We start from the raw sequence: 23,338 nt of genomic DNA on the forward strand, positions 1-23,338 counted from the left end.
GCTCCTACGAGGGGATCAGCATTCGTTCAGGCCTTCGCGAAAGCGCAGCGCCATCTTTTTCAGTTCCTGACGCCAGCCCTCCAGCTCTTCACGGCTCAACGGCTTGGGTTCTTCCTCTTCCACCGCAACCGCCACGATCAAGGGCTGGGTGACGTCGCCTTTGGGCACATGGGGAATACGCGGCGGCTGGAACATGTCGGCATGTGCCTTGAGCAAGCGTGCGACCCAGCTGTCGGGGCTTTGCGCCATTTCGACCAGCTCGGCCAGCTCAGGAATCGCCATCGAATCCAGCACTTCGCGATTCATGATCATTTCCGCACGCGGCGAACCGGCCTGGGGCAGGCGGTAAAACCCGGCGATTTCATGGCACAAGCCCAGCAAGGCGCCGTAAAGGTGGAACAGCGCCGCTTCACGCCCTGCCTGGACCAGCGCGATGGCGTTCATCTCCTTCCCTTCCTCGGCACGGCCAAGGGCTTCCAGGGACAAACCCGCGAAGTAAATTTTCTGATTGGTACGGGTATAGAGTTCGTTGGCCATGACGGCAATCTCCACAACGAATAAGCGTGATGCTGGCTTAACAGTGTCAAGGATCAGCCGAGCGCACTGCAAGCGCAAAAAAAGGCCGCCTATGCAGGCGGCCTTTGTATTTCGCAGATTAGTCGATCAAGCGCCCTGGCGCTTGTCCTCGACCTTCCACTTGCCACCGTCGTAGAACGCTTTCCAGCCAGTAGGCTTGCCGTCTACTTCGGACTGCACGTACTGCTCCTTGGTCTTGCGGCTGTAACGGATCACGGCCGGGCGACCGTCCGGGTCCTTCTTCGGCGCTTCACACAGGAAGTGGTACTTCGGATCGATCTCGTCCTTGTGCGGCACGATTTCCAGCACCAGCGGTGCGCGGGTCTCGCGGTTTTTCGGGAACTGGCTGGCAGCCAGGAACAGCCCCGAAGCGCCATCACGCAGGATGTAGGTGTCGTTGACCTTCTCGCACTTGAGCTCGGGCATCTTCACCGGGTCCATCTTCGGCGGCGCCGCGTCACCGCTCTTCAGCAGTTTTCGGGTGTTCTTGCACGTCGGGTTGGTGCAGCCGAAGAACTTGCCGAACCGGCCGGTCTTGAGCTGCATCTCGCTGCCGCACTTGTCGCATTCAAGGCTTGGGCCTTCGTAGCCCTTGATGCGGTAGCTGCCTTCTTCGATCTCGTAGCCGTCGCAATCCGGGTTGTTACCGCAGATGTGCAGTTTGTGCTTCTCATCGAGCAGGTAAGCATCCATCGCAGTGCTGCAGATCGGGCAGCGGTGCTTGCCACGCAGTACCAGCGACTCGGATTCACCCTCGTCGTCCGCAGCGATTTCATCGCCCGGCACCAGGTTGACCGTGGCCTTGCAGCGCTCTTTCGGCGGCAGGCTGTAGCCCGAGCAACCGAGGAATACACCGGTGGACGCGGTACGAATCTGCATCGGACGGCCGCAGGTCAGGCACGGGATGTCAGTCATCACCGGCTGATTGGCGCGCATGCCGCTCTCTGGGCTTTCGGCCACTTCGAGTTTCTTCTTGAAGTCGCCGTAGAACTCGTCCAGCACGTTTTTCCAGTCGCGCTCGCCCTGGGCCACGTCATCGAGGTTCTCTTCCATACCGGCGGTGAAGCCGTAGTCCATCAGGTTGGAGAAACTCTCGGACAGGCGCTCTGTGACGATATCGCCCATCTTTTCCGAATAGAAACGACGGTTGTGCAGCGCCACGTAGCCACGGTCCTGAATGGTCGAGATGATCGCCGCGTAGGTCGAAGGACGACCGATACCGCGTTTTTCCATCTCTTTGACCAGGCTGGCTTCCGAATAACGCGCCGGCGGCTTGGTAAAGTGCTGGGACGGGTCAAGCTTGATCAGCTTCAACGTATCGCCCTGGGCCATGTCCGGCAGCACGTCATCATCGCCTGGCTTGGCGATTTGCGGCATCACGCGGGTGTAGCCGTCGAACTTGAGGATGCGGCCCTTGGCACGCAGCTCGAAGTCGCCAGCGCCCACGCTCACGGTGGTGGACAGGTATTGCGCCGGCAGCATCTGGCAGGCCAGGAACTGGCGCCAGATCAGCTCGTAGAGGCGCTCAGCGTCGCGCTCCATGCCGCTCAGCTTGCTTGGCTCGGTGTTGGCGTCGGACGGACGAATCGCTTCGTGAGCCTCCTGTGCGCCTTCCTTGCTGCTGTAGACGTTTGGCTTCTCCGGCAGGTACTTCTTGCCGAACTCGCTTTCAATATAAGTACGCGCCATCGCGACTGCGTCCACCGACAGGTTGGTGGAGTCGGTACGCATATAAGTGATGTAGCCGGCCTCGTACAAACGCTGGGCCATCATCATGGTTTTCTTCACACCAAAGCCCAGGCGGTTACTCGCGGCCTGTTGCAGGGTGGACGTGATGAACGGCGCCGACGGCTTGCTGCTGGTCGGTTTGTCTTCACGCTTGACGATGCTGTAGCTGGAAGACTTGAGCTTCTCCAGCGCGGCCATGGCCTGGGCTTCGTTCAGCGGCTTGAAGGCCTCGCCTTTCTCGCGGGCCACTTCGAAGCGCACGTTGGCGCCCTTGGCGGTGCCGAGGTCGGCGTGGACTTCCCAGTATTCTTCGGGGATGAACGCACGAATCTCGCGTTCACGCTCCACCACCAGCTTCACCGCAACCGATTGCACACGGCCGGCGGACAGGCCACGGGCGATCTTGGCCCACAGCAGTGGCGAAACCATGTAGCCCACGACGCGGTCGAGGAACCGCCGGGCCTGCTGGGCGTTGACGCGGTCGATGTCCAGTTCGCCCGGTTTGGAGAAGGCTTCCTGGATGGCTTTCTTGGTGATCTCGTTGAACACCACACGCTTGTAGCGGCTGTCATCACCGCCGATGGCTTCCCGCAGGTGCCAGGCAATGGCTTCCCCTTCGCGGTCCAAGTCCGTTGCGAGATAGATGGTATCGGCATCTTTGGCGAGCCGGCGCAGCTCTTCGATGACCTTTTCCTTGCCTGGAAGGATTTCGTACTTGGCCTTCCAGCCATGATCCGGGTCCACCCCCATGCGCGAGACCAGCTGCTTGCGCGCTTTCTCTTTAGGGGTAAGTACCGGACCTTCGCCCGCAGCCGCCTTGCCGCGCTTGGCGGCTGGCTCCTTGCTGGCGCTAGCCGAACCGCTGGTGGGCAGGTCTCGGATATGGCCGATACTCGACTTCACCACGTACTCGTTGCCCAAGTACTTGTTGATGGTCTTGGCCTTAGCCGGGGATTCCACAATGACCAGCGATTTGCCCATGGATCGGAAAATTCCTGAATTCGAGAAGTGAAAGGCAGTTGGCGCCTGTCGCGGCAACGCTATATATAGTGGCAACAAGGTGAGGTCAAGCGCAGCATTCTGCGCGACCTGCCGTTATTGCCCTGAAAAAAGACTGGGTTCGGCCTGGACCAAAGCAAAGCGCGGGACGTGCTCGCCGTCAACTTCGACGGTCTCCACGAACATACTCAATGGGCGCACCCAAAAGCCGTAATCGCCATACAGTGCTTGGTAAAACACCACTTCTTCTTCGGTCTCGGAGTGCCGCGCCACATTGAAAACACGGTACTGCGGACCTTTATAATGCTGGTAGAGCCCTGGTTCGACTTTCATGCTCTGGCCCTCTTACAAAATTTATTAAAAAAAAATTCAAAACTGCCCAAAAACAAAAACCGGGGCACTGGGCCCCGGCTTCCGTCAACCCAACGCTTAGACGCGTTCGAAGACGGTGGAAATGCCTTGGCCGAGACCAATGCACATGGTGGCTACCCCGAGGTTGCCGCCATTTTGCTTCATCACGTTGAGCAAAGTGCCGGAGATACGCGCACCGGAGCAACCAAATGGGTGGCCCAGGGCAATCGCGCCGCCGTGCAGGTTAACCTTCTCATTCATCTTGTCGAGCACTTTCAAATCTTTCAGCACGGGCAGGGCCTGTGCGGCGAAAGCTTCGTTGAGCTCGAAGAAGTCGATGTCGTTGATGGTCAGGCCTGCGCGCTTCAAGGCTTTTTGTGTGGCCGGTACTGGACCATAGCCCATGATTGCCGGGTCCACACCCGCCACTGCCATCGAACGGATCACGGCCAGCGGCTGGATACCCAGGTCTTGGGCACGCTGCGCCGACATCACGATCATGCACGAGGCACCGTCGGTGATTTGCGACGAAGTACCGGCTGTCACGGTGCCGCCCTTTGGATTGAAGGCCGGCTTGAGCGCCGCCAGGCTTTCCAGGGTGGTATCCGGACGAATGGTTTCGTCGTAGTCGAACAATTTCAGGAAACCGTTCTCGTCATAACCGTTCATCGGGATGATTTCATCCTTGAACTTGCCTTCCACGGTCGCCTTGTGGGCGAGCTGGTGAGAGCGCAGGCCGAACGCGTCCTGGGCTTCGCGGGTAATGCCGTGCATTTTGCCGAGCATTTCCGCAGTCAGGCCCATCATGCCCGAGGCTTTTGCCGCGTACAGCGACATGTGCGGGTTAGGGTCGACGCCGTGCATCATGCTGACGTGGCCCATGTGCTCCACGCCACCGACCACGAACACGTCACCGTTGCCGGTCATGATCGCCTGGGCGGCGGTGTGCAGCGCGCTCATCGACGAACCGCACAGGCGGCTGACGGTCTGGCCGGCAGCGGTGTGCGGGATCTGGGTCATCAACGACGCCATGCGCGCGATGTTCCAGCCCTGCTCCAGGGTCTGGTTGACGCAGCCCCAGATCACGTCCTCGACTTCGTTCGGGTCGACCTTGACGTTGCGCTCCAGCAACTTGCTGATCAGGTGCGCCGACATATCTTCGGCACGGGTGTTGCGGTGCATGCCGCCCTTGGAGCGGCCCATCGGTGTGCGACCGAAGTCGACAATCACCACGTCTCTTGGATTCAAGCTCATAAATATTCTCGCTCTAGTCGTCTGGGCGCTTAACCGAAGAAGCTCTGGCCGTTCTTGGCCATTTCACGCAGCTTCGCGGTCGGGTGGTACAGCGGGCCCAAATCAGCGTATTTGTCAGCCAGGGCAACGAACTCAGCCACACCGATCGAATCAATGTAACGCAGCGCACCACCACGGAATGGAGGGAAACCAATACCGTATACCAGGCCCATATCGGCTTCGGCAGCGGTCTCGACGATGCCGTCTTCCAGGCAACGTACGGTTTCCAGGCACAGGGCGATCATCATCCAGTTGATGATGTCCTCGTCCGACACCTCACGCTGTTCGTAGATGACCGGCGCCAGTACTTCGTGCACCGAAGGGTCGGCCACTTTCTTCTGCTTGCCCTTCTTGTCCGCCTCGTAGGCGTAGAAGCCCTTGCCGTTCTTCTGGCCCAGGCGCTTGGCCTCGTACAGCGCGTCGATCGCCGAGCGGCGGTCGTCTTTCATGCGGTCCGGGAAGCCTTCAGCCATCACATCGCGACCGTGGTGACCGGTGTCGATGCCGACCACGTCCATCAGGTACGCCGGGCCCATCGGCCAGCCGAATTTTTCCATGACCTTGTCGATGCGCACGAAGTCCACACCGGCGCTGACCAGCTTGGCGAAACCGCCGAAGTACGGGAACAGCACGCGGTTGACCAGGAAGCCCGGGCAGTCATTGACCACGATCGGGTTCTTGCCCATTTTCTTGGCGTAGGCAACGGTAGTGGCAACGGCCAGCTCGCTGGACTTCTCCCCACGAATCACTTCCACCAGCGGCATCATGTGCACCGGGTTGAAGAAGTGCATGCCGACGAAGTTCTCCGGACGCTTGAGGGCCTTGGCCAGCAGCGAGATGGAAATAGTCGAGGTGTTGGAGGCCAGGATGGTGTCGTCTTTGACCTGGGCTTCCACTTCGGCCAGCACGGCTTGCTTGACCTTCGGGTTTTCGACAACCGCTTCGACCACCAGGTCGACGTGGCCGAAATCACCGTAGGACAGCGTAGGACGAATGCCGTTAAGCACTTCAGCCATTTTCGCAGCGGTCATGCGACCTTTGTCCACACGACCGACCAGCAGCTTGGCGGCTTCTGCCAGGCCTTGCTCGATACCGTGCTCGTTGATGTCTTTCATCAGGATCGGCGTGCCTTTGGACGCCGACTGATAGGCGATACCGCCGCCCATGATACCGGCGCCGAGTACGGCAGCCTGTTTCACGTCCTTGGCGATTTCGTCGTAGGCCTTGGCCTTTTTCTTCAGCTCCTGATCGTTCAGGAACAGGCCGATCAGGCTCTGGGCCGCCGAGGTTTTCGCCAGTTTGACGAAACCAGCCGCCTCCACTTCCAGGGCTTTGTCGCGACCGAAGTTCGCGGCTTTCTGGATAGTCTTGATCGCTTCAACCGGCGCCGGATAGTTCGGGCCGGCCTGGCCAGCCACGAAACCCTTGGCGGTTTCGAACGACATCATTTGTTCGATGGCGTTGAGCTTGAGTTTTTCCAGCTTCGGCTGACGCTTGGCCTTGTAGTCAAATTCGCCACTGATGGCGCCCTTGATCAGGTTCAGTGCGGCTTCGGCCAGTTTGTCCGGGGCAACCACAGCGTCGACGGCACCGACTTTCAGGGCGTCTTCAGCTTTGTTTTCCTTGCCAGCTGCAATCCACTCGATGGCGTTGTCGGCACCGATCAGGCGCGGCAAGCGCACGGTGCCGCCGAAGCCTGGGTAGATGCCCAGCTTGACTTCGGGCAGGCCGATCTTGGCGGTGGCCGACATGACGCGGAAGTCTGCAGCCAGGCACATTTCCAGGCCGCCGCCCAGCGCGATGCCATTGATGGCAGCCACGGTGGGAACATTGAGGTCTTCGAAATCGCTGAAAATCTTGTTGGCTTCGAGGTTGCCAGCCACCAGCTCGGCATCGGGCAGCTTGAAGTTGTCGACGAATTCGGTGATGTCAGCGCCGACGATGAACACGTCCTTGCCGCTGGAAACGATCACGCCCTTGACCGAAGCATCTGCTTTGATGGTGTCTACGGCCTGACGCAATTCATTCAGGGTTAGACGGTTGAACTTGTTGACGGACTCACCCTTGAGGTCGAACTTCAGTTCGACGATGCCACTTTCAAGAGCCTTAACCGTGATGGCTTTACCTTCGTAAATCATCAACTGATCTCCACGATATGGAAGCTGAACAGTACACATTGGACGCTGGCCTCTGGTTGGACACTGACCGTTGCGTCAATGCTCATGCCAATCCGCCAGGCACACCCGCCAATGCGATAGTCGGGGTTCTGTATGAGCAGTCTGACAGACAAACGCTCAATTCATACGCCCGTTTGATTTGGGTACGCCACCTTCATCCAATTCCGGACAATTGTCAATCGCTCGAAAGGCTAGGAAAAACGCGACTTTCCAGTCATTTCAGAACCCCGACCCTAAGCCCGTGATTCATCAATATTCAAATATTCACGAAATCAATAATAGAAAAGATGTGGGAAAAGGCTGTACAGAACCGGATATGCCGCTAGGCTAGCGACAACCGTAACGCGCCTGGATGAACATCCGACGCGGGTACCACAGGTTTACCGGCCTGCCTGGCCAACTCCAGCCCGATGATGATGTCGGGCTTTTTATTGCCTGCTGTTCGCGCACAACCTGTAGGAGCCCGACTTGCCGGCGATGGGGCCCGCAAACATTGCGCCAATCTTGAGAACGCCATCGCCGGCAAGCCGGGCTCCTACAGGGGTTGTCGCAGGCCGCCAGGGTCGGTGTCAGGCCAAGGCCTTGAGCAACGCATCGATAGCCTTCAACACACTTGCCTCACCCTTCTCGCCCCAATACAAGGCGATCATCTGCTTGTCGGCCTCGACCTTGTAGACGTTGGCCGGCAGCGTTGCAAAATGCGGCAACAACTTCTCATCCACGCACACTTCGCGCCACTGATTGACCCACACCCCCGGCTCCAGCTGCCAGTAACTCCAGATCGCCGGGGTGCTGCCCCGCCGCGGCCTGCAGTACTGCGCGCAGGGGCTCGGCGGCTCTTGCTTGAGCCAGTGCGGCCACTCCTGAGGCGCCAATTGCATGGCCAGGCCGATGCGGCGTGCCTCCATGCGCAGGGCCATGCGCCCGCTCTGGTGGCGCGACGGGCGCAGCCATGCCAGGGGGCTCAGAACCACCACAAGGATTGACACCACTATCCAGACCGTCATATGTGTACTCCCGAATTTCTAGATGAGCGGATTTGACCTGACGCAACCCCATCCGCTTGAAAGCAGCCATACTGAACATATTGCAGTCCCTTGGAGGAACGCCTCATGCCCTACCAACATATTCTGGTCGCTGTCGATCTGACCGAAGAGTGCGATCCGGTGATCAAGCGCGCGCAGGAATCTGCATTGGCCAATGGCGCCATACTGTCGCTGGTGCATATTGTCGAGCCCATGGCCATGGCCTTTGGTGGCGACGTGCCCATGGACCTTTCCCAGTTGCAGCAACAACAATTTGACCAGGCCAAGGAGCGCCTGGACCGTTTGATTCTCAAATACCCGCACCTGAAAAAGGAAGACTGCCACCTGACGTACGGCCAACCGCGCCAGGAAATCCACCATCTGGCCAAGGAAAAGGCTTGCGACTTGATCGTGGTGGGTAGCCATGGTCGTCACGGTTTAGCGCTGTTGCTGGGTTCTACAGCCAATGATGTGCTGCACGGTGCGCCGTGCGATGTGCTGGCCGTCAAACTGATCAAAAACGCATAACCCCTTGTAGGAGCTGGCTTGCCAGCGATAGCGGACTGTCAGCCACCAGATGTATGGCCTGACAGAATGCAATCTTGGGCAAGCCGGCTCCTACAGGTTCCTATAAAAAACCCGGTGTTCATCAGATGAACACCGGGTTTTTTAATGCACTGGAATCACTCAGGCATCCAGCTCAGCCCAACGCTCAACCAACGCTTCCAGCTCCTGGTTCAATGTTTCCAGGGAGGCGATGACCTTGGCGGTTTCCGCCGCGGGACGCAGGTAGAAGCCCGCGTCAGCCATTTGCGCCTCTACCGCGGCGATCTGCTGTTCCTTGGCGTCGATATCACCCGGCAAGGCTTCCAGTTCACGCTGCAGCTTGTAGCTGAGCTTTTTCTTGGCCGCCGGTGCAGCGTCCTGGACCGGTGCAGCCTCGGCAACCACAGGTGCCACGACTGCCGAGGTCAAGTCAGCCTTGCCGGACTTGCTTTCGGTCACACCCAGCAAACGCGGCGAACCACCCTGGCGCAGCCAGTCCTGGTAACCACCGACGTATTCACGCACCTTGCCTTCACCTTCGAAGACCAGGGTGCTGGTGACCACGTTGTCGAGGAATGCCCGGTCGTGGCTCACCATCAACACGGTGCCGTTGAAGGTCAACAGCACTTCTTCCAACAGTTCGAGGGTTTCCACGTCGAGGTCGTTGGTCGGTTCGTCGAGTACCAGCAGGTTGGCCGGCTTGCTGAACAGCTTGGCCAGCAGCAGACGCGCACGCTCACCACCGGACAAGGCTTTCACCGGTGTACGCGCACGTTGCGGGCTGAACAGGAAGTCGCCCAGGTAGCTGAGCACGTGGCGGCTCTGGCCGTCGATGTCGATAAAGTCGCGGCCTTCGGCGACGTTGTCGATCACGGTTTTTTCCAGGTCCAACTGGTGGCGCAGCTGGTCGAAGTAGGCCACGTCAATGCGCGTGCCTTCTTCCACGGTGCCGCTGGTCGGTTGCAGACCGCTGAGCATCAGCTTGAGCAAGGTGGTCTTGCCGGTGCCGTTGGCGCCCAGCAGGCCGATACGGTCGCCGCGCTGCAGGACCATGGAGAAGTCCTTGATCAGGAACGGGCCATCCGGGTGGTGGAAGCTGACGTTCTCCAGCACCATCACCTGCTTGCCCGACTTGTCGGCGGTGTCCAGCTGGATATTGGCCTTGCCGGTGCGCTCACGACGCTCGCTGCGCTCAACACGCAGGGCCTTCAGGGCACGCACGCGGCCTTCGTTACGGGTGCGACGGGCCTTGATGCCCTGGCGGATCCAGACTTCTTCCTGGGCCAGCTTTTTGTCGAACAGCGCGTTGGCGGTTTCTTCGGCAGCCAGGGCGGCTTCCTTGTGTACCAGGAAGCTGGCGTAGTCGCCGTTCCAGTCGATCAGGCCGCCACGATCAAGTTCGAGGATGCGGGTCGCCAGGTTCTGCAGGAAGGAACGGTCGTGCGTGATGAACAGCACGGCGCCCTGGAAGTCCTTGAGGGCTTCTTCCAGCCAGGCAATCGCGCCGATATCCAAGTGGTTGGTCGGTTCGTCAAGCAGCAGCAGGTCGGGCTCGGACACCAGGGCCTGGGCCAGCAGCACGCGGCGACGCCAGCCACCGGACAACTCGGCGAGGGTCTTGTCGGCCGGCAGTTGCAGGCGGCTCAGGGTGCTGTCGACCAGTTGCTGCAGGCGCCAACCATCACGGGCTTCGAGGTCCTGCTGGACGTGCATCAGCTTGTCCAGGTCTTCTTCGGTGACGCAGTTCTGCGCCAGGTGATGGTATTGCGCAAGCAGCTCACCCACGCCGTCCAGTCCTTCGGCAACCACGTCGAACACTGTCCGTCCGTCGGCCACCGGCAATTCTTGCGGCAATTCGCCAATCTTGAGGCCCGGGGCGCGCCATACAGAGCCGTCGTCGGGCTTCTGGTCGCCTTTTACCAGCTTCATCATGCTGGATTTGCCGGTGCCGTTGCGGCCGATGATGCACACCCGCTCACCACGGGCGATCTGCCAGGACACCTTGTCCAACAACGGCATAGCGCCGAAAGCAAGGGACACATCGCTGAATTTGAGCAGGGTCATACGCTTCTCCAAAAACTGGGCGCGCATTCTACCTGAGTTGAGGGTGGGATGCGGCTGGCATTTTCGCTGTCGACACGTTCTGTAGGACATTTCCGGCGAACTTGAACGAACCGGCCGGCAAAGCTTTCTTAGGCTGCGGGCAAAAGGCTAAGCTAGGGGCAATCAGTGTCGGCGGTGCCGGTGCTAGTCGTGATTTCTCTGCACGGACGTCTCATGCGCAGTCGCCTTTTTAATCTTTTATCTTGTCTGCTTCTCTCTGCCACCGCCGTTCAATCCGCCCAGGCCGTGGACCTCACCACCCAACGTCAATATTACGATGAAGCCAAACGCGCCCTGGCCAAGGGCGATACCGGCCCGTACATGCAATACAGCCAGGCCCTGGCCGACTACCCGCTGACACCGTACCTGGCCTACGACGAGCTGACCGCCCGCCTGAAAACCGCGAGCAACCAGGAAATCGAGCAGTTCCTCGCCAAAAACGGCGACCTGCCCCAGGCCAACTGGATGAAACTGCGCTGGTTGCGCTGGCTGGCTGAACGCGGGGACTGGCAGACCTTTGAAAAGTACTACGACGCCAAGCTCAATTTCGTCGAGCTGGACTGCCTGCATGGGCAGTACCAGCTCACCCACAACTTGAAGGCGGAAGGCTATAAGACCGCCGAAAAACTCTGGATGACTGGCAAGTCCCAACCGGCGGCCTGCGATGTCACCTTCGGGCAGTGGGCGGCAGACGGCCAACTCACCGAACAGAAGATCTGGGACCGCGCCAAGCTTGCCGCCGAAGCGCGCAACTACGCCCTGGCCAACAGCCTGGTGAAAACCCTGCCCACCCTCGGCGCCCAAGGTCGCTTGATGGTGGACGTGGCGCAGAAGCCCGACATGCTCAGCGACCCGTCCCGCTTCCTGCCGGCCACTGAGGCCATGTCTGACGCCGTGGGCCTCGGCTTGCGCCGCCTGGCACGCCAGGATCCGGACAAGGCCATGGCCCTGCTCGACGGCTACGCCAGCAGCATGCACTTCTCGCGTGACGAAAAAGTGTCGATCGCCCGCGAAATCGGCCTCACCCTGGCCAAGCGCTATGACCCGCGCGCCCTCGAGGTGATGACCAAGTACGACCCTGAACTGCGTGACAACACAGTCTCCGAGTGGCGCCTGCGCCTGCTGTTGCGCCTGGCCCGCTGGGAAGATGCCTACCAGTTGACCCGCAAACTCCCACAAGACCTGGCCACCACCAACCGCTGGCGCTACTGGCAGGCCCGCAGCCTGGAACTGGCCGAGCCGAAAAACCCGCAAGCGCTGGTCCTGTACAAGCACCTGTCGCAAGAGCGCGACTTCTACGGCTTCCTCGCAGCGGATCGCTCCAAGGCCCCGTACCAGTTGAAGAACAAACCGCTGCCAATGAGCCAGGCGCTACTCAACAAGGTGCGCAACACCCCCGGCGTACGCCGTGCGCTGGAGTTCTACGCCCGAGGCCAGATCGTGGATGGCCGCCGCGAGTGGTACCACGTCAGCCGTCACTTCAACCGCGACGAGATGGTCGCCCAGGCCAAGCTGGCCTACGACATGAAGTGGTATTTCCCGGCGATCCGCACCATCAGCCAGGCGCAGTATTGGGACGACTTGGACATCCGCTTCCCGATGGCCCACCGCGACACTCTGGTGCGTGAAGCCAAGGTGCGTGGCCTGCATTCCAGCTGGGTGTTTGCAATCACCCGCCAGGAAAGCGCCTTCATGGACGACGCCCGCTCCGGCGTCGGCGCCAGCGGCCTGATGCAACTCATGCCCGGCACTGCCAAGGAAACCGCGCGCAAGTTCAGCATCCCCCTGGCCTCCCCGGCCCAGGTGCTGGACCCGGACAAAAACATCCAGCTCGGCGCTGCTTACCTTAGCCAGGTGCACAGCCAGTTCAACGGCAACCGCGTGCTCGCCTCCGCCGCCTACAACGCCGGCCCAGGCCGTGTGCGCCAGTGGCTGCGCGGCGCAGACCACCTGAGTTTCGACGTGTGGGTGGAAAGCATCCCGTTCGACGAAACCCGCCAATATGTGCAAAACGTGCTGTCTTATTCGGTGATCTACGGGCAGAAGCTCAATTCACCCCAGCCGTTGGTGGATTGGCATGAGCGGTATTTTGATGATCAGTAGTAAAGGCAGCGTTAAGCGTCAAGCTTGAAGCTTCAAGCTCAATAAAAAATGCCCGTATTTCTCAATACGGGCATTTTTTTATGGGCAGTGAGCGTTAGTGTGTGGCGCTTTCCTCTACCCCATCACTGAACTGCAACGCTGCCAACCGCGCATACAACGGATTGCTCGCAATAAGTTGTTGATGCGTGCCTACCGCCACCAACTTGCCCTGGTCCATCACGGCGATGCGGTCAGCGTTCTTCACCGTGGCCAGTCGATGGGCGATGACCAGCGTGGTGCGCCCTTGCATCAGTTGCGGCAGCGCTTGCTGGATCAAATGTTCGCTCTGGGCATCGAGGGCGCTGGTGGCCTCGTCCAGCAGCAGGATCGGCGCGTCTACCAGCAAGGCGCGGGCGATGGCCAGGCGTTGGCGTTGACCGCCGGAGAGGCCCATACCACCGTCGCCGAGGTGGGTCCGGTAGCCGTCGGGCATTTGCAGGATGAAGTCATGGGCGTGTGCAATGCGCGCGGCGGCTTCGACCTGTTCGAGGGTGGCCGTCGGGTTGCCGTAGCGGATGTTCTCTTCGACGCTGCCGAAAAACAGCGCCGGGCTCTGGGACACCAGGGCGAAGTGGCGGCGCAGGTCCATGGGGTCGAGTTCGGTCAGCGGGTGGCCTTCGAGCAGGATGCGGCCATGCTGGGGGTCGTAGAAGCGCAGCAGCAGGTCAAAAATCGTCGACTTGCCCGCACCGGACGGGCCCACCAGCGCCAGGGTTTCACCGGCGTTGATGGTCAGGTCCAGGCCGTCGATGGCGTAACTGTCGGGCCGTGAAGGGTAGGAAAAGCGCAGGCCTTGCAGCTCCATGCGGCCACTGACCCGTTCCGGCAGTTGGACGGTCCCGGCGGCGGGCGCCTGGATTTCGTTGCTCGACTGCAATAACTCGCCAATCCGCTCGGCGGCACCGGCAGCGCGCTGCAGCTCGCCGAGCACTTCGCTCAGGGTACCGACCGCGCTGCCGACGATCAGGCTATAGAACACAAACGCCGCCAGCTCACCACCGGAGATGCGCCCGTTGATCACATCCATGCCACCGACCCACAGCATCACCCCTACGGCGCCGAGCACCAGCATGATCACCAGGGTAATCAGCCAGGCGCGCTGGGTGATGCGTTTGCGCGCAGTGGTGAAGGCGTCTTCCACGGTCACGGCGAAGCGCTGCTCGTCCTGCACTTGATGGTTGTAGGCCTGCACGGTCTTGATCTGCCCGAGGGTCTCGGACACATAGCTGCCCACGTCGGCGATGCGGTCCTGGCTTTGGCGCGACAGGCTGCGTACGCGTCGGCCGAAGATGAGGATCGGCGCCAACACCAGCGGCAGCGCCACCACCACGATACTGGTGAGCTTGGGGTTGGTGACAAACAGCAGCACGATGCCACCGATGACCATCAAGGCATTGCGCAGGAACAGTGACAGCGATGAGCCGATCACCGATTGCAACAAGGTGGTGTCGGTGGTCAGCCGTGACTGGATTTCCGAACTGCGATTGTTCTCGTAGAAGCCCGGATGCAAGTAGATCAGGTGGTTGAACACTTGCCGACGGATATCCGCCACCACCCGTTCGCCGATCCACGACACCAGGTAAAACCGTGCAAAGGTGCCCACTGCCAGGCCCAGCACCAGCACCATGAACAGGCCGATGGACTGGTTGAGCAGGTGCGGTGATTGGGTCATGAACCCCTGGTCCACCAGCAGGCGAATACCCTGCCCCATGGACAACGTGATGCCTGCGGTGACAATGAGCGCCAACAGGGCGCCGAGGGCGTGCCAGCGGTAGGGCGCAATGAAGCGGCTGGCCAGGCGGATCGCACGGCGTTGACGGACGGAGAACATGGAGGGCATCACCTGCGCAAGGGAGATAAGTGTCTACACCACAACATTGGGGGAACTCGGGTAAATAACAATGAGTCAGGTTAATTATGCCCGCCGATGCTGATCCCTAGAGGCTATCGGTCTAACCCCAGGCTGGAAATGTATAGCGGTTTCTGGTGGACTGGGTGTTCGAACCGGTGACCTTGCAGGGAGTTGTAACAGCCTCGTCACGCGGGCGGCTTAGAGTGATAAGCACAATAGGGACACAACCTGATGAGGAGACAGGCCATGACCTTGCAAAATAGCAGCGATGCCAAGATTGAAGTGATCCGCCAGCCGCAGCAGTTGCCTTGCTCGTACATCGACGCCAAGGGCCGCGAAGTGCAGATTACCGAAGAGATGATCCAGCAAGCGTGCAGCGAACTGGAACAGCGACTGGTCAAGCCTGCCCAGCAAGGCTGAAACGCCTACGCTCTTTCAAACCCGGCCCTGGTGGCCGGGTTTTTTATGCTCGAAACACACCCCGTGTAGGAGTCATACAGTTAGTGCACGTCGGCACCGAGGGCCGTGGCTATCGCGGCTAGTGCGGCGGATTCCCCGTGGATACGCACCTTCAAGCCATCAATTTCACGGCGCTCCGGGTAATGCTTGCGCAGCAGGTCAAACGCCTTGCGCTGCTCTTGCACGGTGCCCACCAGGCTGCGACGGAAATCCGCATCGTCACGACGCGGGTCGTACACGCTGCGGCACAGGGTCGCCAAGGCCCAAGCCGGGTCGGTGGCGGCATTCAGGTGCACCTCGGCCAACCAGGGTGGGGGCAGCAAATCACTCAAATGAATGCTCGGCTCCTGACCCAGGTGCGCGCAGAACGCCTGATAGATCTGCGCCGTGCCGCGCTGCTTGCCGTCCAGGCTGTAGCCGGCGATATGCGGCGTGGCCAGCACGCACAGGTCCGCCAGGTCGACGTCCACTTCAGGTTCGCCCTCCCACACATCCAGCACCGCTTGCAGGTCTTCGCGCGCCAGCAACACCTCGCGCAGGGCGGCGTTGTCGACCACCGGGCCACGGCTGGCGTTGATCAGCCAGGTGCCGGGCTTGAGCTGGTTGAGCCGCTGGCGGTCGAACAGGTGCCAGGTGGAGCCGTTGCCGGACTTGGTCAGCGGCGTGTGCAGGCTGATCACGTCGCACTGCTCGATGATCTGCGCCAGGCTGACGTAATCCCCGTCCTCGGCGATCTGGCGTGGCGGGTCGCACACCAGCACATTCCAGCCCAGGCCCTTGAGCACCTTGACCAGCCGCCCGCCCACTTCACCGGCGCCGACCACGCCGTAGGTGCGCTGATTGAGGTCGGCACCTTCGATCTCTGCCAGGGTCTGCAGGCTGCCAAGCACGTAGTCCACCACGCCACGGGCGTTACAGCCTGGGGCGCTGGACCACTGGATGCCGGCCTGCTGGAAGTAGTCGAGGTCCAGGTGATCGGTGCCGATGGTGCAAGTGCCGACGAAGCGCACCTTCGTGCCCTCCAGCAGCGCGCGGTTGACGTTGGTCACCGAGCGCACCAGCAACACATCAGCCTGCTCGACCGTGGCGCGGTCAATGGAACGGCCGGGCACGCGGCGAATCTCGCCAAACCCCTGGAAAAATGCATCGAGCAGCGGAATATTTTCGTCGGCAACAATCAGCATGGCAGGCTCCTTTGGCGGACCCGCAGTGTACAGGGATCGCAGCCCTCGCTTACAAATCGCTAACACTGGTTTTTTCCTGACCGATGCGTCAAGGCGTAGAATCCGCCGTCCTTGCGCCTCCTTCTACGGGACACCTGTACGTGAACACTGCCACCGCCACCCTCACTCGCCCCGCCCGCATCAGCCGGGAAGTGCGCGGCCTGCTGACGCTCGCCCTGCCGATCATGATCGGCCAACTGGCGACCACCGCGATGAGTTTTGTCGATGCGGTGATGGCCGGGCGCGTCAGCCCCCAGGACCTGGCGGCCGTGGGCCTGGGCAACTCGATCTGGATCCCGGTGTACCTGCTGATGACCGGCACGCTGCTGGCCACCACGCCCAAAGTCGCGCAGCGTTACGGGGCCGGGCAGTTCAGCGAGATCGGCCCACTGGTGCGTCAATCCTTGTGGCTGGCCGTGGTGGTCGGTATCACCGCCTCGCTGTTGCTGCTCTGCGCCGAGCCGATCCTGCAGGCGATGAAGGTGGAACCGGATCTTATAGAACCCTCCATGGGCTACCTGCACGGCATCGCTGCCGGTATGCCGGCCATTGCGCTGTATTACGTGCTGCGCTGTTTCAGTGACGGCCTGGGCCGCACGCGGCCGAGCATGGTGATGGGCCTGTGTGGCCTGGCGCTGAATATCCCGCTGAACTACATCTTCATCTACGGCCACCTGGGCGTGCCCGCCATGGGCGGCGTCGGTTGCGGCTGGGCCACGGCCATTGCGATGTGGGTGATGATGCTCGGCCTGGCGGTCTGGACGCGCTGGGGCCCGGCTTACCAGAGCAGCGAACTGTTCAAGCGTTTCGACTGGCCGCAATGGGCCGTGATCAAGCGTGTATTGGGGATTGGCCTGCCCATCGGCATCGCGATCTTTGCCGAATCGAGCATCTTCGCGGTCATCGCCCTGCTGATCGGCAGCCTCGGCGCCACCGTGGTCTCGGGCCATCAGATCGCGCTGAACGTCAGCTCGCTGGTGTTCATGATCCCCTACTCCCTGAGCATGGCCGTCACCGTGCGCGTCGGCCAGGCCCTCGGCCGTGGCGAGCCGCGTGAAGCACGCTTCGCGGCGGGTGTCGGCATGGGCACTGCGCTGGCGTATGCCTGCCTGTCCTGCAGCCTGATGCTGGTGTTTCGTGAGCAGATTGCGGCGATCTACACCCCGGACCCGGTGGTCATTCACCTGGCGTCGATGTTGATCGTGTTCTCGGCGCTGTTCCAGTTCAGCGACTCGATCCAGGTCACGGCGGCGGGCGCATTGCGTGGCTACCAGGACACCCGCGTGACCATGGTGCTAACCCTGTTCGCATACTGGGGCGTGGGCCTGCCGGTGGGTTATGCCTTGGGCCTGACCGACTGGCTCGGCGAACCCAGCGGCCCAAGCGGCTTGTGGCAAGGGCTGATCGTGGGCCTCAGCTGTGCGGCGGGGATGTTGCTGGTGCGCCTGGCGCGCAGTGCACGCCGGCGCATACGCGCCGACAAGGCGCGGGTTTAAGCGGACTTCTTGCGGATCCAGTACAGGTACTTACCGGCCTGCTCCTGCTGATCCACTAGCTCGTGGTCGAGAAACACGCAGAACTTGGGAATATCGCGGCGCGTGGACGGGTCGGTCGCGATCACCTTGAGCAAGCCGCCTGGCGGCAGGTCGCGGATGTGCTGGTGCAGCATCATCACGGGCTCCGGGCAATTCAAGCCTGTTGCATCTAGGGTGCCGTCGACGGCGGTGTCGAAAATATCGCTCATGATCTACTCCTGGAACTGGCCGCCAGTCTACCGGGCCTTGGTTTTCTTCACATCCACCAACCGACGCAGGTGGCAGGTCACTTCCTCACGGTCGTGGTACAGCTGCTTGCAGCCGATCTCCACGCGGATGCCGCGCGCTTTGAAACCGTCTTCGATGCGTTCCAGCAGGCGCTTCACTTCGGCGTAGCGCTGTTTCATCGGCAACTTCAGGTTCACCACCGCCTCACGGCAATGCCCCTCGCCGATCCAGGTTTCGAGCAATGCGGCGTTGCGCGCCGGCTTCTCGACGATGTCACACACCATCCAGTCCACCGGCTGCTTGGGCACAAAGGTGAAACCGTCGGCCATCAAGTGTTGCACCAGGCCGGTGTCCATCAGGCTTTCAGCCATGGGGCCGTTGTCGATGGCGGTTACCAGCATGCCACGGTTGACCAACTGCCAGGTCCAGCCGCCCGGCGCTGCGCCGAGGTCGACGCCGGTCATGTCGCCGTGCAGGCGCTCGTCCCACTGGTCGCGGGGGATGAAGTGGTGCCAGGCCTCTTCCAGCTTGAGGGTCGAGCGGCTGGGGGCTTCGCGGGGGAACTTGAGCCGCGGGATACCCATCGGCCACATCGCCGAGTTGTTCGACTCGGCCAGGCCCATGAACACTTCGCGGCCACTCTTGAAAGTCAGCAGCAGGCGCGGCTTGCTCGGGTCGTCCACCAGCTTGCCGGCGTTCAGCAAGGCTTTGCGCAGGTGCACTTCGAATTTCTTGCAGAAGTTCGACAGCTCCTTGCCGTCGTTGGTGTCGACCATCTCCAGCCACAGGCTGCCGCACACCGGGAATTCGCGCAGGTGAGCGAGGATCACGCTGATGCGGTCGGTTTCCGGCAGGTCGATGAATACCCCGCGCGCCCACTGCCGCGGGAAGATCAGCTCGGCAAAGCGCTGGCCGTGCATCAGGCGCTGGGCGCCGTCTTCTTCGGTGCAGACAAATTCGGCGCAGGCGCTGCCGGTCTTGGCCTTGGCGTAGCCGGAAACGTTCAGGCGCGCGGCGAGGTCCGCGATCTCGGAACAGACTTCGCCTTCAAAACCCGGGCGGCAGTGCATAAAAAGGGTGTTCATTGAATCTCCTGGCAACTGGGCTTGCTGTAGCGCAAGTCCTGTCATGAAAACGCGCGCATGATAGCCGAGTTCGGAACCTTGGACTTAACGATAGAGTCCAGTTATTAGCCTGCTAATGAAAACAGGGCTAAGTTGAAAGCTCTGTTCGTCCCGTCAGGTCCGTAGCCGTGCGGACCATAAGGAGTCATGTAATGTCATCCCTTGATAGCCTGAGAACCCTTAAAACCCTGCAGATCGACGACAAGACCTATCACTACTTCAGCTTGCCCGAGGCCGCCAAGAGCCTGGGCGACCTGGATAAACTGCCGATGTCCCTCAAGGTGCTGCTGGAAAACCTGCTGCGTTGGGAAGACGAAAAGACCGTCACCGGCGCCGACCTCAAGGCCATCGCCGCGTGGCTCAAAGAGCGCCAGTCCGACCGCGAGATCCAGTACCGCCCGGCTCGGGTATTGATGCAAGACTTTACCGGCGTTCCTGCCGTGGTCGACCTGGCCGCCATGCGTGCCGCCGTGGCCAAGGCCGGGGGCGACCCGCAGCGCATCAACCCGCTTTCTCCCGTGGACCTGGTGATCGACCACTCGGTGATGGTCGACAAGTTCGGCACCACCAGCGCCTTCGAGCAGAACGTCGACATCGAGATGCAACGCAACGGCGAACGCTACGCTTTCCTGCGCTGGGGACAGAGCGCCTTCGACAACTTCAGTGTGGTGCCACCGGGCACCGGCATCTGCCACCAGGTCAACCTCGAATACCTCGGCCGCACCGTGTGGACCAAGGACGAAGACGGTCGCACTTACGCCTTCCCCGACACCTTGGTCGGCACTGACTCCCACACCACCATGATCAACGGCCTCGGCGTACTCGGCTGGGGCGTGGGCGGGATCGAAGCGGAAGCGGCAATGCTCGGCCAGCCGGTGTCGATGCTGATCCCGGAAGTGATCGGCTTCAAGCTCACCGGCAAACTCAAAGAAGGCATCACCGCCACCGACCTGGTGCTGACCGTGACCCAGATGCTGCGCAAAAAAGGCGTCGTGGGTAAATTCGTCGAGTTCTATGGCGACGGCCTTGCCGACCTGCCGCTGGCCGACCGCGCCACCATCGCCAACATGGCCCCGGAATACGGCGCCACCTGCGGCTTTTTCCCGGTGGATGAGGTAACGCTGGACTACCTGCGCCTGTCCGGCCGTCCGGCAGAAACCGTGAAGTTGGTCGAGGCGTACACCAAAGCCCAGGGCCTGTGGCGCATCGCCGGCCAGGAGCCGGTGTTCACCGACAGCCTGGCCCTGGACATGGGCAGCGTCGAAGCCAGCCTGGCCGGGCCGAAACGCCCACAGGACCGCGTGGCCCTGCCGAATGTCGGCCAGGCGTTCAGCGACTTCCTCGACCTGCAATTCAAACCCACCAACAAGGAAGAAGGCCGCCTCGAAAGCGAAGGCGGCGGCGGGGTTGCCGTGGGCAACGCCGACCTGGTGGGCGAAACCGACTACGAATACGACGGCCAGACCTATCGCCTGAAGAACGGCGCGGTGGTGATCGCCGCAATCACCTCTTGCACCAACACCTCCAACCCCAGCGTGATGATGGCGGCGGGGCTGGTGGCGAAGAAGGCCGTGGAAAAGGGCCTGACCCGCAAACCCTGGGTGAAAACCTCGCTGGCCCCCGGCTCCAAAGTGGTCACCGACTACTACAAGGCGGCGGGCCTGACCCAGTACTTGGATAAACTGGGCTTCGACTTGGTGGGCTATGGCTGCACCACCTGCATCGGCAACTCCGGGCCGTTGCCCGAGCCGATCGAGAAAGCCATCCAAAAGGCTGACCTCGCGGTGGCGTCGGTGCTGTCCGGTAACCGCAACTTCGAAGGCCGCGTGCACCCCCTGGTGAAAACCAACTGGCTGGCCTCGCCGCCGCTGGTGGTGGCCTATGCCCTGGCGGGGACCGTGCGCATCGATATCAGCAGCGAGCCGCTGGGTAACGACCAGGCCGGCAACCCGGTGTACCTCAAGGACATCTGGCCGAGCAGCAAAGAAATCGCCGACGCAGTGGCGCAAGTCAGCACCGGCATGTTCCACAAGGAATACGCCGAAGTGTTTGCCGGTGACGAGCAATGGCAAGCCATTGAAGTGCCACAGGCCGCCACCTACGTGTGGCAGAAAGACTCCACCTACATCCAGCACCCGCCATTCTTCGACGATATTGCAGGCCCCCTGCCGGTCATCAAGGACGTCAAAGGCGCCAACGTGCTGGCGCTGCTGGGCGACTCGGTCACCACCGACCACATCTCCCCTGCCGGCAATATCAAGACCGACAGCCCGGCCGGCCGCTACCTGCGCGAACAGGGCGTGGAGCCACGGGACTTCAACTCCTACGGTTCACGCCGCGGCAACCATGAAGTGATGATGCGCGGCACCTTTGCCAACATCCGTATCCGCAATGAAATGCTCGGCGGCGAAGAAGGCGGCAATACGCTGTACATCCCCACTGGCGAGAAAATGCCGATCTACGATGCGTCGATGAAATACCAGGCGTCGGGCACGCCGCTGGTGGTGGTGGCCGGCCAGGAATACGGCACCGGCTCCAGCCGCGACTGGGCAGCCAAGGGCACCAACCTGCTAGGCGTCAAGGCGGTGATCGCCGAGAGTTTCGAACGGATTCACCGCTCCAACCTGGTGGGCATGGGCGTGCTGCCGCTGCAGTTCAAGCTGGATCAGAACCGCAAGTCGCTCAAGCTCACCGGCAAGGAGAAGATCGACATTCTCGGTCTGACCGACGTGGAGATCGTGCCACGCATGAACCTGACGCTGGTGATTACCCGCGAGGATGGCAGCAGCGAGAAGGTCGAGGTGCTGTGCCGGATCGATACGCTCAATGAGGTGGAATACTTCAAGTCGGGCGGCATCTTGCACTACGTGCTGCGCCAGTTGATCGCCTCTTAAGCAACACTGCAAAACCAATGTGGGAGCGGGCTTGCTCGCGAATGCGGTGGATCAGTCAAGCATGCATCGACTGACACTCCGCATTCGCGAGCAAGCCCGCTCCCACAGTTTTGACTGCGTTTCAAATCAGCCGAACAACCACTTCCACAGCAGCACCAGCACCACCACCGCCAGCACCGGCCGCGCAATGCGATACGCCTTCGGATGCTTGCGCTTCCACTGCTTGACCACACCGCTGAACTTGTCGCTGAAGGTCTTGCTCCAGGCATAGGCCTGGTTGATCCCGCCAACACGCTCGTCGTCAAGGTTCTGCGGCGCGGTCGCGCGACCCAGTTGCTTGCTGACCCAGCGGTTGACGCGGGTCATCACGCGGTTGCTCAGGGGGCGTTCGATGTCACAGAACAGGATCACGCGGGTCTGCTCGGTTTCGTTCTTGACCCAGTGCACGTAGGTCTCGTCGAACATCACGTCTTCACCGTCGCGCCAGGCGTACACCTGGCCGTCGACAAAGATGCGACAGTCGTCGGAGTTCGGTGTGGACAGGCCCAAGTGATAACGCAGGGAACCGGCGAACGGGTCGCGGTGCGGGTTGAGGTGGCTGCCACCCGGCAACAGCGCGAACATTGCGCCCTTGACGTTGGGAATGCTGCTCACCAGCGCCACGGTTTTCGGGCACAGCGCCTCGGCCGATGGCAGCGGTTTGTCGTACCACTTGAGGTAGAAACGCTTCCAGCCCTTCTTGAAGAATGAACCGAAGCCGGCATCGTTGTTCTTTTCCGCCGCGCGGATGTAACCCTCGTCGAACAGGTGCATGGCCTCCTCGCGGATCACTTCCCAGTTGTCCTTGAGTACATCCAGTTCCGGGAACTTGCTGCGGTCCAGGTACGGCTTGGACGGCACGGCCGAGAACAGGTACATCAGGGCGTTATAGGGGGCGAACAGTGCCGAATGATTGACGAACTGGCGCAACATCGGCAAACGCGCCTTGCCGCGCAGGTGCACATACAACGTGCTACCGATAAACAGCGCCAGTACCGACAGTTTGGCGGCCAAAGAAAAGGTCATGCAGCAACTCCTGGAAAT

The 23,338-nt window shown here is 61.1% G+C and carries 17 protein-coding genes; 5 read left to right on the forward strand and 12 right to left on the reverse strand.

All coding sequences use genetic code 11. The annotated features are described in order from the left end of the window. Positions 1–15 precede the first annotated feature (15 nt). The 6 genes from AC0IYN_RS02535 to AC0IYN_RS02560 form a co-directional block, all read right to left on the reverse strand. Positions 16–537 (reverse strand): DUF6586 family protein, encoded by a 522-nt coding sequence (locus AC0IYN_RS02535; RefSeq protein ID WP_058425064.1) that lies wholly within the window; start codon positions 535–537, stop codon positions 16–18. Between the two features lie 126 nt (positions 538–663). Beyond that, positions 664–3,285, reverse strand: a complete 2,622-nt coding sequence (gene topA, locus AC0IYN_RS02540) for a type I DNA topoisomerase (RefSeq protein WP_099494401.1) — start codon at positions 3,283–3,285, stop codon at positions 664–666. Positions 3,286–3,399: 114 nt separating this feature from the next. Next, entirely contained in the window at positions 3,400–3,636 is a 237-nt protein-coding gene (locus AC0IYN_RS02545) for a DUF1653 domain-containing protein (RefSeq protein WP_406599117.1), read from the reverse strand. 96 nt (positions 3,637–3,732) lie between these two features. Beyond that, positions 3,733–4,908 (reverse strand): acetyl-CoA C-acyltransferase FadA, encoded by a 1,176-nt coding sequence (fadA, locus tag AC0IYN_RS02550; RefSeq protein ID WP_016975260.1) that lies wholly within the window; start codon positions 4,906–4,908, stop codon positions 3,733–3,735. A 29-nt stretch (positions 4,909–4,937) separates the two neighbouring features. Further along, on the reverse strand, positions 4,938–7,085 hold the full coding sequence (gene fadB, locus AC0IYN_RS02555) for a fatty acid oxidation complex subunit alpha FadB (protein WP_005786151.1): 2,148 nt from the start codon (positions 7,083–7,085) through the stop codon (positions 4,938–4,940). 608 nt (positions 7,086–7,693) lie between these two features. Then, on the reverse strand, positions 7,694–8,131 hold the full coding sequence (locus tag AC0IYN_RS02560) for a hypothetical protein (RefSeq protein WP_406599118.1): 438 nt from the start codon (positions 8,129–8,131) through the stop codon (positions 7,694–7,696). A 105-nt stretch (positions 8,132–8,236) separates the two neighbouring features. Here AC0IYN_RS02560 and AC0IYN_RS02565 point away from each other — a divergent pair, with 105 nt between their 5' ends. Beyond that, positions 8,237–8,677 carry a universal stress protein gene (locus tag AC0IYN_RS02565; protein WP_078047424.1) on the forward strand — a complete coding sequence of 147 codons (441 nt, stop codon included), beginning with the start codon at positions 8,237–8,239 and terminating at the stop codon, positions 8,675–8,677. A 159-nt stretch (positions 8,678–8,836) separates the two neighbouring features. Here AC0IYN_RS02565 and AC0IYN_RS02570 read toward each other — a convergent pair whose 3' ends face one another. Continuing rightward, the gene (locus tag AC0IYN_RS02570; RefSeq protein WP_078047423.1) at positions 8,837–10,759 is read right to left on the reverse strand and encodes an ATP-binding cassette domain-containing protein; all 1,923 of its coding nucleotides are present in this window, start codon (positions 10,757–10,759) and stop codon (positions 8,837–8,839) included. Between the two features lie 213 nt (positions 10,760–10,972). Between AC0IYN_RS02570 and AC0IYN_RS02575 the strand changes: the two genes are divergently transcribed. Then, positions 10,973–12,901, forward strand: coding sequence for a transglycosylase SLT domain-containing protein (locus AC0IYN_RS02575; protein WP_099494397.1), 1,929 nt, complete (start codon positions 10,973–10,975; stop codon positions 12,899–12,901). Positions 12,902–12,995: 94 nt separating this feature from the next. On the opposite strand, the gene AC0IYN_RS02580 is transcribed toward AC0IYN_RS02575, so the two are convergent. Beyond that, positions 12,996–14,780 (reverse strand): ABC transporter transmembrane domain-containing protein, encoded by a 1,785-nt coding sequence (locus AC0IYN_RS02580; RefSeq protein ID WP_457267242.1) that lies wholly within the window; start codon positions 14,778–14,780, stop codon positions 12,996–12,998. 258 nt (positions 14,781–15,038) lie between these two features. On the opposite strand from AC0IYN_RS02580, the gene AC0IYN_RS02585 reads away from it, so the two are divergent. Then, complete coding sequence (locus tag AC0IYN_RS02585) at positions 15,039–15,212, forward strand: PA1571 family protein (RefSeq protein WP_014717504.1); 174 nt, start codon at positions 15,039–15,041, stop codon at positions 15,210–15,212. Between the two features lie 80 nt (positions 15,213–15,292). Here the strand turns inward: AC0IYN_RS02585 and pdxB are convergent, their stop codons facing one another. Beyond that, a complete protein-coding gene (gene pdxB / locus AC0IYN_RS02590; RefSeq protein ID WP_406599120.1) occupies positions 15,293–16,435 on the reverse strand; it encodes a 4-phosphoerythronate dehydrogenase PdxB in 1,143 nt (380 codons plus the stop codon). Positions 16,436–16,575: 140 nt separating this feature from the next. Here pdxB and AC0IYN_RS02595 point away from each other — a divergent pair, with 140 nt between their 5' ends. Further along, positions 16,576–17,970: an MATE family efflux transporter gene (locus tag AC0IYN_RS02595; protein ID WP_099494395.1), complete on the forward strand. Its 1,395-nt coding sequence runs from the start codon at positions 16,576–16,578 to the stop codon at positions 17,968–17,970. Here the strand turns inward: AC0IYN_RS02595 and tusA are convergent. Both tusA and rlmM read right to left on the reverse strand, forming a co-directional pair. Then, on the reverse strand, positions 17,967–18,218 hold the full coding sequence (gene tusA, locus AC0IYN_RS02600) for a sulfurtransferase TusA (RefSeq protein WP_406599122.1): 252 nt from the start codon (positions 18,216–18,218) through the stop codon (positions 17,967–17,969). The genes AC0IYN_RS02595 and tusA overlap by 4 nt on opposite strands. Before the next feature lie 27 nt (positions 18,219–18,245). Further along, complete coding sequence (gene rlmM, locus AC0IYN_RS02605; protein WP_016975248.1) at positions 18,246–19,322, reverse strand: 23S rRNA (cytidine(2498)-2'-O)-methyltransferase RlmM; 1,077 nt, start codon at positions 19,320–19,322, stop codon at positions 18,246–18,248. Positions 19,323–19,513: 191 nt separating this feature from the next. Between rlmM and acnA the strand changes: the two genes are divergently transcribed. Continuing rightward, positions 19,514–22,255: an aconitate hydratase AcnA gene (gene acnA / locus AC0IYN_RS02610; RefSeq protein ID WP_471840445.1), complete on the forward strand. Its 2,742-nt coding sequence runs from the start codon at positions 19,514–19,516 to the stop codon at positions 22,253–22,255. Between the two features lie 126 nt (positions 22,256–22,381). Here the strand turns inward: acnA and AC0IYN_RS02615 are convergent, their stop codons facing one another. Then, complete coding sequence (locus AC0IYN_RS02615) at positions 22,382–23,320, reverse strand: aspartyl/asparaginyl beta-hydroxylase domain-containing protein (protein WP_033902591.1); 939 nt, start codon at positions 23,318–23,320, stop codon at positions 22,382–22,384. Positions 23,321–23,338 lie beyond the last annotated feature (18 nt).

Source organism: Pseudomonas sp. AC112 (assembly GCF_979253545.1).

What these genes read in the sequence shown, in the direction of transcription:
- AC0IYN_RS02535 (WP_058425064.1), bottom strand. Translation starts at nt 537, where the DNA reads ATGGCCAACGAACTCTATACCCGTACCAATCAGAAAATTTACTTCGCG.
- topA (WP_099494401.1), bottom strand. Translation starts at nt 3,285, where the DNA reads ATGGGCAAATCGCTGGTCATTGTGGAATCCCCGGCTAAGGCCAAGACC.
- AC0IYN_RS02545 (WP_406599117.1), bottom strand. Translation starts at nt 3,636, where the DNA reads ATGAAAGTCGAACCAGGGCTCTACCAGCATTATAAAGGTCCGCAGTAC.
- fadA (WP_016975260.1), bottom strand. Translation starts at nt 4,908, where the DNA reads ATGAGCTTGAATCCAAGAGACGTGGTGATTGTCGACTTCGGTCGCACA.
- fadB (WP_005786151.1), bottom strand. Translation starts at nt 7,085, where the DNA reads ATGATTTACGAAGGTAAAGCCATCACGGTTAAGGCTCTTGAAAGTGGC.
- AC0IYN_RS02560 (WP_406599118.1), bottom strand. Translation starts at nt 8,131, where the DNA reads ATGACGGTCTGGATAGTGGTGTCAATCCTTGTGGTGGTTCTGAGCCCC.
- AC0IYN_RS02565 (WP_078047424.1), top strand. Translation starts at nt 8,237, where the DNA reads ATGCCCTACCAACATATTCTGGTCGCTGTCGATCTGACCGAAGAGTGC.
- AC0IYN_RS02570 (WP_078047423.1), bottom strand. Translation starts at nt 10,759, where the DNA reads ATGACCCTGCTCAAATTCAGCGATGTGTCCCTTGCTTTCGGCGCTATG.
- AC0IYN_RS02575 (WP_099494397.1), top strand. Translation starts at nt 10,973, where the DNA reads ATGCGCAGTCGCCTTTTTAATCTTTTATCTTGTCTGCTTCTCTCTGCC.
- AC0IYN_RS02580 (WP_457267242.1), bottom strand. Translation starts at nt 14,780, where the DNA reads ATGCCCTCCATGTTCTCCGTCCGTCAACGCCGTGCGATCCGCCTGGCC.
- AC0IYN_RS02585 (WP_014717504.1), top strand. Translation starts at nt 15,039, where the DNA reads ATGACCTTGCAAAATAGCAGCGATGCCAAGATTGAAGTGATCCGCCAG.
- pdxB (WP_406599120.1), bottom strand. Translation starts at nt 16,435, where the DNA reads ATGCTGATTGTTGCCGACGAAAATATTCCGCTGCTCGATGCATTTTTC.
- tusA (WP_406599122.1), bottom strand. Translation starts at nt 18,218, where the DNA reads ATGAGCGATATTTTCGACACCGCCGTCGACGGCACCCTAGATGCAACA.
- rlmM (WP_016975248.1), bottom strand. Translation starts at nt 19,322, where the DNA reads ATGAACACCCTTTTTATGCACTGCCGCCCGGGTTTTGAAGGCGAAGTC.
- acnA (WP_471840445.1), top strand. Translation starts at nt 19,514, where the DNA reads ATGTCATCCCTTGATAGCCTGAGAACCCTTAAAACCCTGCAGATCGAC.
- AC0IYN_RS02615 (WP_033902591.1), bottom strand. Translation starts at nt 23,320, where the DNA reads ATGACCTTTTCTTTGGCCGCCAAACTGTCGGTACTGGCGCTGTTTATC.